We start from the raw sequence: 12,963 nt of genomic DNA on the forward strand, positions 1-12,963 counted from the left end.
GAAAGCCAGCCAGAACAGCTCTCTTTAAAGAACTGCTTTAGCTGCGCCACTTTTCAACTTATTACTTGAACTGTTCGAGGAAGGAAATATCGTTCTCGAAGAAGAGGCGTAAATCATTTACACCGTAATACAGCATCGCGAAACGATCCAGGCCAATACCAAATGCAAAGCCGGTGAATTTTTCGCTATCAATACCTACATTCTTCAGCACATTGGGGTGCACCATGCCGCAACCGCCCACTTCCATCCAGCCCTTAGACCACTTTACGTCGATCTCAGCCGAAGGCTCAGTAAAGGGGAAGAAAGAGGGGCGAAAGCGCACTTCCAGATCATCACGTTCAAAGAACTGACGCAGAAAGCTAACAATCACGCTTTTTAAATCGGCAAAGGAGACATCCTGATCAACCCACAAGCCTTCCATCTGATGGAACATTGGCGAGTGTGTGGCATCAGAATCAACACGGTAAACCCGGCCCGGCGCGATAATTTTAATCGGCGGCTCGTGGCTTTCCATGTAACGCGCTTGAATCGGGGAAGTATGCGTGCGCAACACTTCACCACCTTCTACATAAAAGGTGTCTTGCATGCCGCGGGCAGGATGATCCGGCGGCAGATTCAAGGCTTCAAAATTATAAAAATCTGTTTCGATTTCGGGGCCATCGGCCACTGCGAAACCCATAGAGTGAAACAATGCTTCGATGCGCTCACGCACCTTAGTCACCGGATGCAAACCACCTGCAGCAAGGCCACGGCCTGGCAGAGTGATATCAAGTGCTTCAGCCGCCAGCTGCTTTGCTAATTTTTCATTAGCAATGGCTTCACGACGAGTATTTAGTGATGCTTCAAAAGCTTGCTTAGCCTGATTAACAATTGCACCAAAAGATTTTTTTTCTTCGGGCGGCAAGGTGGCTAACTGTTTTAAGAGCGCAGAAATCTCGCCCTGCTTGCCAATAAATTGCGCCTTGGCATTTTCAAGTTCGTTCGGGTCATTGGTTGCATTTAATGCAGCCAGGCCTTTTTCCAGAATCGCTTGTACGTTATCAACCATGATCTTGCGGCAATCTCAGGCAAATTGTTTTGCTTTAGCTGACATACCAATAAAGAAAATCAGCAAAAGCACCCCCTTGGATAAACCAAAGGAATAAAAAAGGGAGGCCAGAAGCCTCCCCCTCTTGTCGACCAGCCGATTAGGCGGCTAGTTTCGCCTTAGCAACTTCAACAAACTGAGCAAAAGCTGGTTTGTCAAAGATAGCCATATCAGCGAGAACCTTACGGTCAACTTCAATACCAGCTTTCTTCAGACCGTTCATGAAACGGCTGTAGGCCAGACCACACTCACGGGAAGCAGCGTTGATACGCGCAATCCATAGGCGACGGAACTGACGCTTCTTCTGACGACGGTCACGGTAAGCGTATTGACCTGCCTTCATGACAGCCTGTTTGGCTACACGATAGACATTTTTACGACGACCACGGTAGCCTTTGGCCAGAGCGAGGATCTTTTTATGACGGGCACGAGCTGTAACACCACGTTTAACGCGAGGCATGAGTCTTTTCCTTTAGTTATGCGTAGGGCAACATTGCACGGACAGAAGGCATGTTCGACGCATCGACCATACTTGTACCGCGCAGCTGGCGCTTAGTCTTAGTGGTTTTCTTGGTTAAGATGTGACGCTTGAAAGCGTGACTACGCTTAACGCCACCACCACCGAGAACCTTGAAGCGCTTTTTAGCGCTGCTCTTGGTCTTCATCTTAGGCATGATGAACTCCTACTACTGAGTTAGATAGGGCGACAGGCGCCATAGCGGTTGCCCGCTCTGCACTTAATACCTGCCACCACGCTTTTATTACGGCTGCTGGCTGGTTTTAAACAAACAACCAGCCTTACCAGGCGCAGCCGCTAGCCCGGTCGTTTTACAAAGGGAAATTAAGCGGCTTTCTTTTTAGGAGCCAGCATCATCACCATTTGACGCCCTTCCAGACGCGGATATTGCTCAACCACAACCAAATCGCCAAGATCAGCTTCAACACGTTTCAGCTGAGCCATACCGATTTCCTGGTGAGCCATTTCGCGGCCACGGAAGCGCAAAGTAATCTTTGCTTTATCGCCATCGGCGAGGAAGCGGGTCAGATTACGCAGTTTGATCTGGTAATCGTTCTCGTCCGTACCCGGGCGGAACTTGATTTCCTTGACCTGGACCTGCTTCTGGTTCTGCTTGGCGGCGTGTTTCTTTTTCGCGTCCTGATACTTAAATTTGCCGTAATCCATAATACGGCAAACAGGTGGCTGTGCTGTTGGTGCGATTTCCACCAGATCAACATTGGCCTCTTCGGCCAGAGCCAAAGCCTCGGAAAGGCTGACGATACCAAGCTGCTCGCCATCCACACCCTGCAAACGTAACTCACGAGCGGTGATTTCACCGTTAATCCGTGGTTCTTTATCCTGAGAAGCTATTGTGATTCTCCAAGTCATTCAAAATCAAAACCGGCGACAGCCCACGATTAAACTTTAGGCATTTCCGATTTAAGACGCTCAACAAGCGCCTCAATCGTTAACTGCCCCAAGTCTTCACCACTGCGGTTCCGCACGGCCACTAGGCCTGCCTCTTTCTCTTTATCGCCCACAATGAGCTGATAAGGAAGACGCTGCAGACTATGCTCGCGGATTTTATAGGTAATCTTCTCATTTCTCAAGTCCGCCTGAGCCCTAAAGCCTAAGGACTTGAGTTTTTCGCACACTTCTACGGCATATTCACGCTGTGCATCTGAAATATTCAAGACCACAAGCTGTGTTGGCGCAAGCCAAACAGGAAATGCACCCGCATGATTTTCGATCAGGATACCAATAAAACGCTCCATCGAGCCTAACACTGCGCGATGCAGCATTAATGGGCGATGCTTTGCATTATCTTCACCGACATACTCCGCGCCTAAACGCTCCGGCAAATTCGGGTCGATCTGTAAAGTACCACATTGCCACACGCGACCCAGACAATCTTTTAAAGAAAACTCAATTTTCGGGCCGTAAAACGCACCTTCGCCCGGCTGATACTCGAAAGCCAACCCTTTGGAATCCAGTGCTGCTGCCAGTGCGGCCTCGGCATGATCCCAGCTTTCTTCAGTTCCGACACGTTTTTCCGGACGAGTGGAAAGCTTGACCAGAATTTCATTAAAACCAAAGTCTGCATAAACCTCTTGCAGCAAATCGATAAACGAGGCGGCCTCAGACTGAACCTGCTCTTCGGTACAGAAGATGTGTGCATCATCCTGCACAAAACCACGCACCCGCATAATGCCGTGCAAGGAGCCTGAAGGCTCATTTCGATGGCAAGAACCAAATTCTGAAAAACGCAATGGTAAATCGCGATAGGAGCGCAACCCCTGATTGAAGACCTGAATATGCCCCGGGCAATTCATTGGTTTTACAGCGTAATCACGCTTTTCTGACTCTGTAGTAAACATCGCATCATGGTAGTTTTCCCAATGACCCGATTTTTCCCACAGACTGCGATCCATCACCATTGGCGTACGGATTTCCTGATAGCCATGCTGATCGAGCTTTTTACGCATATATTGCTCAATCGACTGCCACAGCGCCCAACCCTTAGGATGCCAGAACACCATACCCGGCGCTTCTTCTTGCATATGAAATAAATCAAGCTGCTTACCAATTTTACGGTGATCGCGCTTTTCTGACTCCTCAAGCATATGCAGATACTGCTCAAGCTCATCTTTTTTTGCCCATGCGGTACCGTAAATACGGGTCAGCATTTCATTTTTGCTGTCACCGCGCCAGTAAGCACCAGCAACCTTCATCAGCTTAAATACTTTTAACTTGCCGGTAGATGGCACATGCGGGCCTCGGCAAAGGTCAGTAAATTCACCCTCGCGATACAGGCTCAACACTTGATCTGACGGAATTGACTCAATGATCTCAGCCTTATAAGCCTCACCGATCGATTTAAAGTAGGCAACCGCCTCATCACGGGATTGCTCGTAGCGCTCAACCGGAATGTCTTTTTTCGCCAATTCGATCATTTTCTTTTCAATAGCGACCAAATCTTCAGGCGTAAACGGGCGCTTATAGGCGAAATCGTAGTAAAAACCGTTTTCGATCACAGGACCAATTGTGGCTTGCGCATCAGGAAAGAGCTGCTTTACTGCATACGCTAATAAGTGAGCCGCAGAGTGACGGAGAATCTCTAAACCCTCTGCATCCTTATCCGTAATAATCGCCAATTGAATATCACGATCAATGAGATAGCTGGTATCAACCAGCTGACCATCAACCTTACCCGCCAATGCAGCACGAGCAAGGCCCGCACCGATACTGGCTGCTACATCACCCACGGTAAGCGGGGCGTCGAATTGTCGTTCAGAGCCGTCTGGCAGGGTCACGATAGGCATGTTTTATCCTGTGCTGCGCGTTTTAGATAAGGTTAGAAGGCTTTCAAAAAGAAAACAAACAGTAACAGATGCTGTAAAAAATGAACGAAAAAAAAGTGCGGCTTACGCCGCACTTTTTATAAATCAAGCCCCGCGCACACGCCGCCAGAGTTATTCTGTGGTGGTGCTCGTTTGATTCATGGGGCTTAACTCCTTGAAGTACGGTTATGATTTTTCTTGCTAATCATAACCGATAAATTTTTTGGTAGGGTTGGTGAGATTCGAACTCACGACCTCTTGGATGTCGACCAAACGCTCTAACCAACTGAGCTACAACCCTAGCGCTTTAACTGACTTGGTGCTGAACAACAAGATCAGAGAGACAGCATTCTAAACGAGATCTTCCACCGGCACAAGCCAGAAATAAAAAAATTTCACTCCATCCCCGAAGATAAGCCTAACCATAAAATTAACCATTTGAATTAAAAGCGGTTTATATATTTCAGCCTGAAAATGTTTGCATCTGCAATGAAAAATCAGCACTTCTTGTGCCTTGATTTACTTTCAAAGATAGAAAGAAAAACCATCAAAAAATGCTGTTTTCTCAATACTGCTACATAACAGATACAAATAAATGATTTATGACGGTGAAATATAGACGTATTGGCATATTTTGTTATTATTTACACGCCAACTTCATAAATATGAAAGGCAATCAGTACATCAACTAAATAAATCACATAAAAATAATCAGGCAAAAGAGTCAGATTAAGTCAGTAGAGGCACTTTATGCCTGAGCCTTGAGCACGCCCGTTGTTCATTCAAATCCAAGACACAGGGAGTTATATGAAGCAATCACTCAAGATGGCACTGCTGACGGCAGCCATTGGTTTCTCCATGCCTGCTGCACAGGCTTCGATTATTAACTTTGACTCATTAAAAGGCGAAATTTATGAAGGGGGGGACACTGTACAGGCAGATTCCTCTTTTAAATTATCTGTGCTGGGCGAAGGCATGGCCGGCGCAATTGCCTCCGCCGACACTTGCACAATTATTGATTGCCCGGGCGGCAACGATACGCCTTACTACCTTGGCTTAAACGATGGTGGCTTGCGTATCTCCAACGATACTGGCTTCACACTAAGCAGCTTTTCAAGCAGCTTTACATCCCCTCTTCTGGCAAATATCCCTTTCAGCGTGGCTAATTTAATTGTTCTGGGCAAGGGCATCGGTGGCGAAAGCTTTATTGATCGCTTTACTTTGCCAGGGCAAAACTCGAACGGGCAATGGTCTTTCAGCGATTTCCAATACACAGCAAATAACCGTGTCTTTACAGAAATCAGTTTTGCTGCCTGCCTGACAACTGAGGCAGGTGCTTGCGTGGCTTTTGGCAATAACCAGGCGCAATTTGCTATCGACAATATAAATGTTGCCGCCGTACCAGAGCCTGCTGAATGGCTGCTGATGGCACTGGGCCTGGCAAGCATCACCATGATGATGCGCCGTAAAAACAAAGCTCAAAACAACTCTGCAGGGATTGCATCATGATGAAACGCAGCATTATTAATTTAGCTATCACCGCATTACTGACTGCTGGTGCTGCCGGCTTTGCATCAGCAGAAGAGGCCCGCCTGCCTTATATTATTCAGCTGACTGATCAGCCAGCCGCCTCTTATACAGGTGCAATCAGTGGCTTAAAAGCAACAAAACCAGTTAGTGGTCAGTTACTGGATATCAATGCTTATGATGTTCAGGCTTACATCAACTATATCGAGCGCAAGCAAAATAACGTGATTGCCAGCATTGGCAATGCACCTGTCGTGCACAACTACCAGGTTGTATTTAATGGCTTCTCAGCCATGCTGACGGATGCTGAAGTACGAAAACTCAAAAATAACACTGATGTTGTTGCCATTACCCTGGATCTGCCACGGACCATCCAAACCAATTACACCCCTAAATTTTTAGGGCTGGATAAACCAGGTGTTGGCCTTTGGTCAAAATTAAATGGGGCGGCCAGCGCCGGTGAAAACATTGTTATTGGTGTGATTGATACAGGTGTATGGCCTGAAGATCCTTCTTTTGCTGATCGCGTTAATGCGAATGGCGAAGCTACACATGATGCGGCTGGTACCCAAGTCTATGGTGCGCCGCCTGCCGCATGGAAAGGCTCTTGCGAAAATGGCGAAGGTTTTTCCAATGCAAATTGTAATAACAAGCTGATTGGTGCCAAAAAATTCAGGGCTCAGTACGATGCGCTGGTTGCCAGCGGGGCCAAAGTACCGCACTGGAGCGACTATAACTCTCCGCGCGACAGCGATAGCCATGGTTCACATACTGCATCTACGGCCGGTGGCAATGGCAAAGTAGCGGCGGCTATTGGTGGTGCGTCAATTGGCTATATTTCTGGTATTGCGCCCAGAGCCCGCCTTGCAACTTACAAAGTATGCTGGACATCCAATGACCCTGTTGTTGCTGCAGGCAAAAACAATTGCTATGGCGGTGACAGCATCAAAGCTATTGAGGCGGCAGTCAGCGACGGGGTAAATGTACTGAATTACTCCATCAGCGGCGGTGAGCAGCTGAATGATCCGGTTGACCTTGCCTTTCTGGCAGCAACAAATGCCGGGGTATTTGTTGCTGCATCAGCAGGTAACAGCGGCCCGGCGAATATGGTGGCGCATATTGGTCCATGGCTGACCACTGTTGCAGCATCCACTCATGACCGGGTACAGGAAAGCACCGTCACCCTTGGCAACAGCGTATATAAAGGTGGGTCAGTGAACCCTGCTCCGCTGTCAGGCAATCTGATTGTGGCCAAAAATGCGGGTATTTCAAACTATGAAAGCCTTTCACCAGCCAGCAAAGCAGCACTGGATCGTTGCTACGGCGATGCAGATAGCGTCCCTGCAGATGCAAAACTTGATCCGGCCAAAGTAGCCGGAAAAATTGTGCTGTGCGATCGCGGCTCATCTGCTTTGCTCAATAAAAGTGCAGCAGTAAAAGAAGCAGGCGGTGCAGGCATGCTGCTGACCAATGTTGCTGGCGGTGCTGCAACGATTACCGCGTTTTCACATGTGATTCCAACGGTCCATATCAGTGCCGCGGATGGCGTGGCTGCAAAAGCCTACGCAGCGGCAGCGGGTAATACTGCACAGGCATTATTCAGCGCATCGGTAACGACCTCGGCCGGCAATGCCCCTGTAATGGCTGATTTTTCATCACGAGGGCCAAACCGTGCTGATGCCAACGTGCTTAAACCAGATTTAACCGCGCCTGGCGTGGATATTCTGGCCGCTTCACGGCCTGAACTGACTGAAGCTCAGCGTAACCAGGTTGCAAATGGTGCTGCGGCCCCTGCTGAATGGCAATCCATGCAAGGTACATCGATGTCCAGCCCGCATGTGGCAGGACTGGGTGCGCTGCTGCATCAGCTGCACCCCACATGGTCACCAGCTGCGATTAAGTCAGCCCTCATGACCAGCGCTTATTCAACACTAAACGACGGTCAGCCGGGATTACAAAACGGTTTGCTGCCATGGGCACAGGGCGCAGGCCATGTTAACCCGAATACGGCAGCAGACCCGGGCCTGGTTTACGATGTAAGCCCGCTGGATTACGACCGCTATCTGTGCGGACAAAATCAGCTAAGCCCAAGCAAATGCAGCTTAATCGGCAGCATTCAGCCTTACAACTTAAACGTGCCATCGCTGACGGCAGCAAACGTGCTGGGCAAATTTACATTCAACCGTACAGTAACGAATGTCAGTGATCGCGTAGCAACGTACACGGCTCAAGCGTCAATCAGTGGCTTTGATACCGTTGTATCACCATCCACTCTGAGCTTGAATCCGGGTGAAAGTAAATCATTCACCGTTACTTTAAGCCGTACCACCGCACCAAAGAGTGTTTACCAATACGGCTCGCTCGTCTGGTCTGATGGCACTCATACCGTGCGCTCACCCTTAACAGCCAGAGCCAGCTTACTTGCCACCGTTTCGCAACTGAACAGCGAAGAAACCACAGGCAATAAAGTGGTGACCATTGCGACTGGCAGCGACGGAAAACTCACTTTAGTGAAGGGTGGCTTGAAAGAAGCGACGCTGAACAAAGCAACTGTTGCAACGGATTCCGCAGCAAAAGATGGTGTACGTGAATGCACAGCAGGAACAAGTACTGCTGGCGTGATCGTTCATTCATTTAGTGTTCCTGCCGGCAATCTGGCAACACGCTTTGCACTTTACAACGCTGATACCACACACGGTGGCGAAGATGACCTCGATTTACTGGTGATGAACGCTGCGGGTGTGAAAGTGGGCAGCAGCGGAAGCGATGGCTCAAACGAAAGTGTTCAGCTTTTTAACCTGCCTGCAGGCAACTACAAAGCGTGCGTTGTGGGTTATGCAGTCAAAGGAGGCACCACAGATTACACATTATCCAGCTGGATTGTGAACGCTGGCGATACAGGTGGCTCGTTTAAAGCGCTCGCTCCAGGTAAAATCTATGTAGGCGGTACTGCTTCTGTAGGCTTTAGCTGGAAAGATCTGCCAACAGGTAAACGCTACCTTGCTAATGTGTCTTACCTGATTGACGGGGCAGCACAAAGCAATACATCACTACTTGTTGAAACCAATGATCCTGTCCCAAGTGCTACTTCAACATCGCGCGCGGTCAGTGCGGGTATTTAACTAAGCAGCATGTGATCTTTAATGCAAAACGGCGAGCCAGTTTGGTTCGCCGTTTTTTATGCCTAAAAATCAAACACGCCTAGTTCATCACACCCGTACTCTGTAAAACACACTGCTTTTGCCTGCATACTGCGCCTGGGTCTGCCACAAACTGGCATGCAGATAACTCACCGCTTTTTTTAATATCAGACACCCTTTGCTGACTATATTGCCTGGCAAGCAAAGCTATTTTTTCCCCTTGCCCTTCTGCAACAGACCATGGCAGATACAGCTCAGGGCCACCGCATGACTGTGCCCCCACAGCCACGGTTCGGCATTGCGTATCTTGCACGCACCTGGCACTGCCAATTTCTGCCCTTAAACTATGCAAAGTTTCTTCCGCAAAAGAAGAAGAAACACTCAGGCAAAAAAACAAAGCAGACAGTTTAGCAATCATTGAGGCTCCATGAGCGGGTAGCAAAACACAGGCATACGCTTATCATTAAACACAAAAAAGCCCAAACAATGTTGGGCTTTTTTTTTAGATTCCAGGTTTACGCCAGAAATAGCGCCAAACAAATCCAGGCCAGGCAAATACGATAAACATCGCAAAGGTCGTGGCAAAGAAAGGCCAGTTTTGCGCGTGCACCGGAGAGAGTCGTCCCTCCAGTACCCTTGCCAGCAAGCCCAGCGCAAGATAGAGCAAAATCAGCTCTAACATGCGCCAGTGAAAACCCTTCACCTTTTTGGCCGGAATGCAAAAAATAATACGCTCAAAGAAAAACGGCAGATTGGCAGCAATCAGCGCCAATCCACAGAGCAGGTACACATTATTCATTACATTGGCACAGTCAGTGATGAAGTAACGGCTTGCGACAGCACTGCCATCAGGCGATCAGGCATCAGACCCATCACCAGCAACAAAATGCAGTTCACAGACAGCACCAGCCTGGTATCAAAACCTGCCTCAATCGGCGCTGAGTCTGTTGCTTCATCAAAATACATGATCTTCACAACGCGCAGGTAATAAAACGCGCCAACCAGCGAGAACATCACCGCAATCACCGCCAGCCAGACATAGCCCAGATTTACCACTGCCTGTAATACCGACAACTTAGCAAAGAAACCAACAAAGACCGGAATACCTGCCATAGAGAACATCACAAACATCATCATGCAGGCAAACCACGGGCTGCGCGCTGCCAAGCCTTTGAAATCATCAATCTTATCGGCTTCAAAGCCTTCGCGGGACAGCAGCATCACCATACCGAAACCCGCTGCCGCCGTCAGTACATAAACCATGGCGTAGAAAAACGACGCGGCGTAACCAACCGGGCTGGCAACCAGGATACCTAAGAGCAAGAAGCCCATATGAGAGATCGTGGAGTAAGCCATCATGCGTTTCATGCTGGTTTGAGCAATTGCGGTCAGGTTACCAATACCCATAGAGAGCACTGACAACACCACCAGCATGCCGCGCCAGTCAAAAGCGTAGCCTTCCATACCTTGCGCTAATAAGCGAATCACAAATACAAAGGCAGCCAGCTTAGGAGCAGAACCAATCAGTTGAGTTACAGGTGTAGGTGCACCTTCATAAACATCCGGCACCCACATATGGAATGGTACTGCGCCCAATTTAAAGCCAATACCTGTCACAAGGAAGACCAGACCAAAAGCGGCAAGCATACGGTTTGCTTCACCACTGGCAATCTTATGGGCGATCACAAACACATCCAGCGAAGCGGTCGCGCCGTAAATCATCGACATACCGTAAAGCAACATACCAGATGCTAAAGCACCCAGAATAAAGTACTTCATCGCAGCTTCTGTGGATTGCACTGAATCACGCTGCAACGCCACGAGGGCGTACAAAGACAAGGACAGCAACTCAAGGCCCATGTACAGCGTTAAGAAATTAACGCTGGAGGCCATGATCATCATGCCCGCCAGAGCAAACAGAGTCAGCGTAAACAACTCGCCACGGAACAGACCGCGCACCATGCTGTAATCACGGCCATAAATCAGCACCAGTGCCACGCCCAGGATCATGCCGATTTTGGCAAAATCAGCGATTGGATCACTAATAAACAAACCATTAAATGCCAGACGCGGAGTGGCCTGATAGCCATTCACAACGAGGAAAGCGGTTACCGCCAACACAAGCAGCGTCAACACATAAGTAATGTGTCGCTTGGCATCCGACACAAACAAATCAATCAGTAGTACCGCACAGCTGGCAAGCAGCAGGAAAATTTCCGGCATTGCCACCCAAGCATTCAGGCTGGTCCAGGTCATTATTCAACCCTATCAAATAATAGTATGGTGGTCCGAAGGTATGTTTCTACCTCTGGATAAAGTCGGGTATTCATAAAATGAATGCCCGACTATCTCGAATCAGTGCAATTTGCTTTGTGATACATGCCAGATCAAATCATTAACAGACACATGCATTACATCAGCAAATGGCTTCGGATACAGGCCCATGCCCAATACCGCTACAGCTAATACAGCAAGGATCAGGAATTCGCGTGAATTTACGTCTTTCAGATGCTCAACATGATCATTGGCAACCTCACCGAATAACACCCGCTTGTACATCCACAGGGTATAAGCAGCACCAAAGATCAGCGTTGTAGCACCCGCAAAGGCGTACCAGAAGTTCACTTGTACAGCCCCCAGAATCACCATAAATTCACCGGCAAAACCAGAAGTGCCCGGCAGACCTGAGTTAGCCATTGCAAACAGCATCATAAAACTGGCGAAAATTGGCATTTTATTCGCCACGCCACCGTAATCGGCGATCTTGCGGCTGTGTACACGGTCGTACATCACGCCAATACAGAAGAACATCGCGGCAGACACAAAGCCGTGCGAGATCATTTGCAGTAATGCGCCTTCAACTGCGTACTGGTTCATTTGCGTGCCGCCGGCAAACATAAAGAAGCCCAGCGTGACAAAACCCATATGTGAGATCGATGAATAAGCAACCAGCTTTTTCATATCGGTTTGCACAAGTGCCACCAAACCAATGTAAATCACCGCAACCAGTGACAATGCTACAAACACCCATGCGTATTCGCGTGCAGCATCCGGTGCAATCGGCAGGGCAAACCGCAGGAAACCATAAGCCCCCAGTTTCAGGGTAATAGCTGCCAGTACCATCGAACCACCAGTAGGCGCTTCAACGTGGGCATCCGGCAACCATGTGTGAACAGGCCACATTGGCACTTTCACAGCAAAGGCAAAGAAGAAGGCAATCAGTACTAAAGTCTGAGCGGTCATTCCCAGCGGCAGGCGCTGGAAATCAGCAATTTCAAAACTACCGCCCGTTTGCTGATACAGGTAGATAAAACCAACCAGTGTCAGCAAAGAACCAAGTAAGGTGTAAAGAAAGAATTTAATCGATGCATACACGCGGCGCGGGCCACCCCAGATACCAATAATCAGGTACATAGGAATCAGCATCGCTTCAAAGAATACGTAGAACAAGATCGCATCAAGCGCAGCAAATGCGCCATTGATCAGGCCCGACATAATCAGGAAAGCGGCCATATATTGCGCGGTGCGTTTCTCAATAACCTGCCAGCCTGCCAATACAACCATCAGAGTGACAAAGCTATTTAAAATTACAAACAGCATCGAAATGCCATCAACCCCAAGATGGTAGTTGATATTAAATGAAGTGATCCAAGGGATCATTTCTTCAAACTGCATGCCGCCGTGCAAAGACTCAAACTGCGTATACAGCGGAATGGTTACCAAGAAACTCAGCAAAGCGCCAGCCAGCGCCAGCCAGCGCGCCGCTTTAGCGTTTTTGTCCCCGCCTGTCGCGAGTACTGCAAGGCCTGCCACGATCGGCAGCCAGATCGCGAGGCTTAGAAGATTACCCGTCATAGTCAACCTACTTGT

Annotated in this window: 12 protein-coding genes and 1 tRNA gene; 3 read left to right on the forward strand and 10 right to left on the reverse strand. The window is 48.7% G+C overall.

Annotated elements, in window-relative coordinates:
- Positions 1 to 61: 61 nt before the first annotated feature.
- From pheS to thrS, 5 genes are all read right to left on the reverse strand, one after another.
- Positions 62 to 1,048 carry a phenylalanine--tRNA ligase subunit alpha gene (gene pheS / locus HA050_RS02150; protein WP_166821470.1) on the reverse strand — a complete coding sequence of 329 codons (987 nt, stop codon included), beginning with the start codon at positions 1,046 to 1,048 and terminating at the stop codon, positions 62 to 64.
- 139 nt (positions 1,049 to 1,187) lie between these two features.
- On the reverse strand, positions 1,188 to 1,547 hold the full coding sequence (gene rplT, locus HA050_RS02155) for a 50S ribosomal protein L20 (protein WP_099398123.1): 360 nt from the start codon (positions 1,545 to 1,547) through the stop codon (positions 1,188 to 1,190).
- 16 nt (positions 1,548 to 1,563) lie between these two features.
- A complete protein-coding gene (rpmI, locus tag HA050_RS02160) occupies positions 1,564 to 1,761 on the reverse strand; it encodes a 50S ribosomal protein L35 (protein ID WP_099398122.1) in 198 nt (65 codons plus the stop codon).
- Between the two features lie 167 nt (positions 1,762 to 1,928).
- Positions 1,929 to 2,474 carry a translation initiation factor IF-3 gene (gene infC, locus HA050_RS02165; RefSeq protein WP_099398121.1) on the reverse strand — a complete coding sequence of 182 codons (546 nt, stop codon included), beginning with the start codon at positions 2,472 to 2,474 and terminating at the stop codon, positions 1,929 to 1,931.
- 29 nt (positions 2,475 to 2,503) lie between these two features.
- Positions 2,504 to 4,408 (reverse strand): threonine--tRNA ligase, encoded by a 1,905-nt coding sequence (gene thrS, locus HA050_RS02170; protein WP_166821473.1) that lies wholly within the window; start codon positions 4,406 to 4,408, stop codon positions 2,504 to 2,506.
- On the opposite strand from thrS, the gene HA050_RS02175 reads away from it, so the two are divergent.
- A complete protein-coding gene (locus tag HA050_RS02175; protein ID WP_166821475.1) occupies positions 4,407 to 4,583 on the forward strand; it encodes a hypothetical protein in 177 nt (58 codons plus the stop codon). The genes thrS and HA050_RS02175 overlap by 2 nt on opposite strands.
- 67 nt (positions 4,584 to 4,650) lie before the next feature.
- On the opposite strand, the gene HA050_RS02180 is transcribed toward HA050_RS02175, so the two are convergent.
- Positions 4,651 to 4,727: transfer RNA gene (locus tag HA050_RS02180), tRNA-Val, on the reverse strand.
- A 506-nt stretch (positions 4,728 to 5,233) separates the two neighbouring features.
- On the opposite strand from HA050_RS02180, the gene HA050_RS02185 reads away from it, so the two are divergent.
- Positions 5,234 to 5,935 carry an NF038120 family PEP-CTERM protein gene (locus HA050_RS02185; protein WP_166821478.1) on the forward strand — a complete coding sequence of 234 codons (702 nt, stop codon included), beginning with the start codon at positions 5,234 to 5,236 and terminating at the stop codon, positions 5,933 to 5,935.
- On the forward strand, positions 5,932 to 9,075 hold the full coding sequence (locus tag HA050_RS02190) for a S8 family peptidase (protein WP_166821481.1): 3,144 nt from the start codon (positions 5,932 to 5,934) through the stop codon (positions 9,073 to 9,075). Before HA050_RS02185 ends, HA050_RS02190 begins: the two co-directional genes overlap by 4 nt.
- Before the next feature lie 79 nt (positions 9,076 to 9,154).
- On the opposite strand, the gene HA050_RS02195 is transcribed toward HA050_RS02190, so the two are convergent.
- The 4 genes from HA050_RS02195 to HA050_RS02210 form a co-directional block, all read right to left on the reverse strand.
- On the reverse strand, positions 9,155 to 9,511 hold the full coding sequence (locus HA050_RS02195; RefSeq protein WP_166821484.1) for a hypothetical protein: 357 nt from the start codon (positions 9,509 to 9,511) through the stop codon (positions 9,155 to 9,157).
- Positions 9,512 to 9,595: 84 nt separating this feature from the next.
- A complete protein-coding gene (locus HA050_RS02200) occupies positions 9,596 to 9,892 on the reverse strand; it encodes a DUF2818 family protein (protein ID WP_115225721.1) in 297 nt (98 codons plus the stop codon).
- Positions 9,892 to 11,349 carry an NADH-quinone oxidoreductase subunit NuoN gene (gene nuoN / locus HA050_RS02205; RefSeq protein ID WP_166821486.1) on the reverse strand — a complete coding sequence of 486 codons (1,458 nt, stop codon included), beginning with the start codon at positions 11,347 to 11,349 and terminating at the stop codon, positions 9,892 to 9,894. Before nuoN ends, HA050_RS02200 begins: the two co-directional genes overlap by 1 nt.
- A gap of 99 nt (positions 11,350 to 11,448) precedes the next feature.
- Positions 11,449 to 12,948 carry an NADH-quinone oxidoreductase subunit M gene (locus HA050_RS02210; protein WP_099398498.1) on the reverse strand — a complete coding sequence of 500 codons (1,500 nt, stop codon included), beginning with the start codon at positions 12,946 to 12,948 and terminating at the stop codon, positions 11,449 to 11,451.
- Between the last annotated feature and the right edge of the window lie 15 nt (positions 12,949 to 12,963).

It is taken from the genome of Iodobacter violaceini (genome assembly GCF_011601265.1).
Classification (GTDB): domain Bacteria; phylum Pseudomonadota; class Gammaproteobacteria; order Burkholderiales; family Chitinibacteraceae; genus Iodobacter; species Iodobacter violaceini.

What these genes read in the sequence shown, in the direction of transcription:
- pheS (WP_166821470.1), bottom strand. Translation starts at nt 1,048, where the DNA reads ATGGTTGATAACGTACAAGCGATTCTGGAAAAAGGCCTGGCTGCATTA.
- rplT (WP_099398123.1), bottom strand. Translation starts at nt 1,547, where the DNA reads ATGCCTCGCGTTAAACGTGGTGTTACAGCTCGTGCCCGTCATAAAAAG.
- rpmI (WP_099398122.1), bottom strand. Translation starts at nt 1,761, where the DNA reads ATGCCTAAGATGAAGACCAAGAGCAGCGCTAAAAAGCGCTTCAAGGTT.
- infC (WP_099398121.1), bottom strand. Translation starts at nt 2,474, where the DNA reads ATGACTTGGAGAATCACAATAGCTTCTCAGGATAAAGAACCACGGATT.
- HA050_RS02175 (WP_166821475.1), top strand. Translation starts at nt 4,407, where the DNA reads ATGTTTTATCCTGTGCTGCGCGTTTTAGATAAGGTTAGAAGGCTTTCA.
- thrS (WP_166821473.1), bottom strand. Translation starts at nt 4,408, where the DNA reads ATGCCTATCGTGACCCTGCCAGACGGCTCTGAACGACAATTCGACGCC.
- HA050_RS02185 (WP_166821478.1), top strand. Translation starts at nt 5,234, where the DNA reads ATGAAGCAATCACTCAAGATGGCACTGCTGACGGCAGCCATTGGTTTC.
- HA050_RS02190 (WP_166821481.1), top strand. Translation starts at nt 5,932, where the DNA reads ATGATGAAACGCAGCATTATTAATTTAGCTATCACCGCATTACTGACT.
- HA050_RS02195 (WP_166821484.1), bottom strand. Translation starts at nt 9,511, where the DNA reads ATGATTGCTAAACTGTCTGCTTTGTTTTTTTGCCTGAGTGTTTCTTCT.
- HA050_RS02200 (WP_115225721.1), bottom strand. Translation starts at nt 9,892, where the DNA reads ATGAATAATGTGTACCTGCTCTGTGGATTGGCGCTGATTGCTGCCAAT.
- nuoN (WP_166821486.1), bottom strand. Translation starts at nt 11,349, where the DNA reads ATGACCTGGACCAGCCTGAATGCTTGGGTGGCAATGCCGGAAATTTTC.
- HA050_RS02210 (WP_099398498.1), bottom strand. Translation starts at nt 12,948, where the DNA reads ATGACGGGTAATCTTCTAAGCCTCGCGATCTGGCTGCCGATCGTGGCA.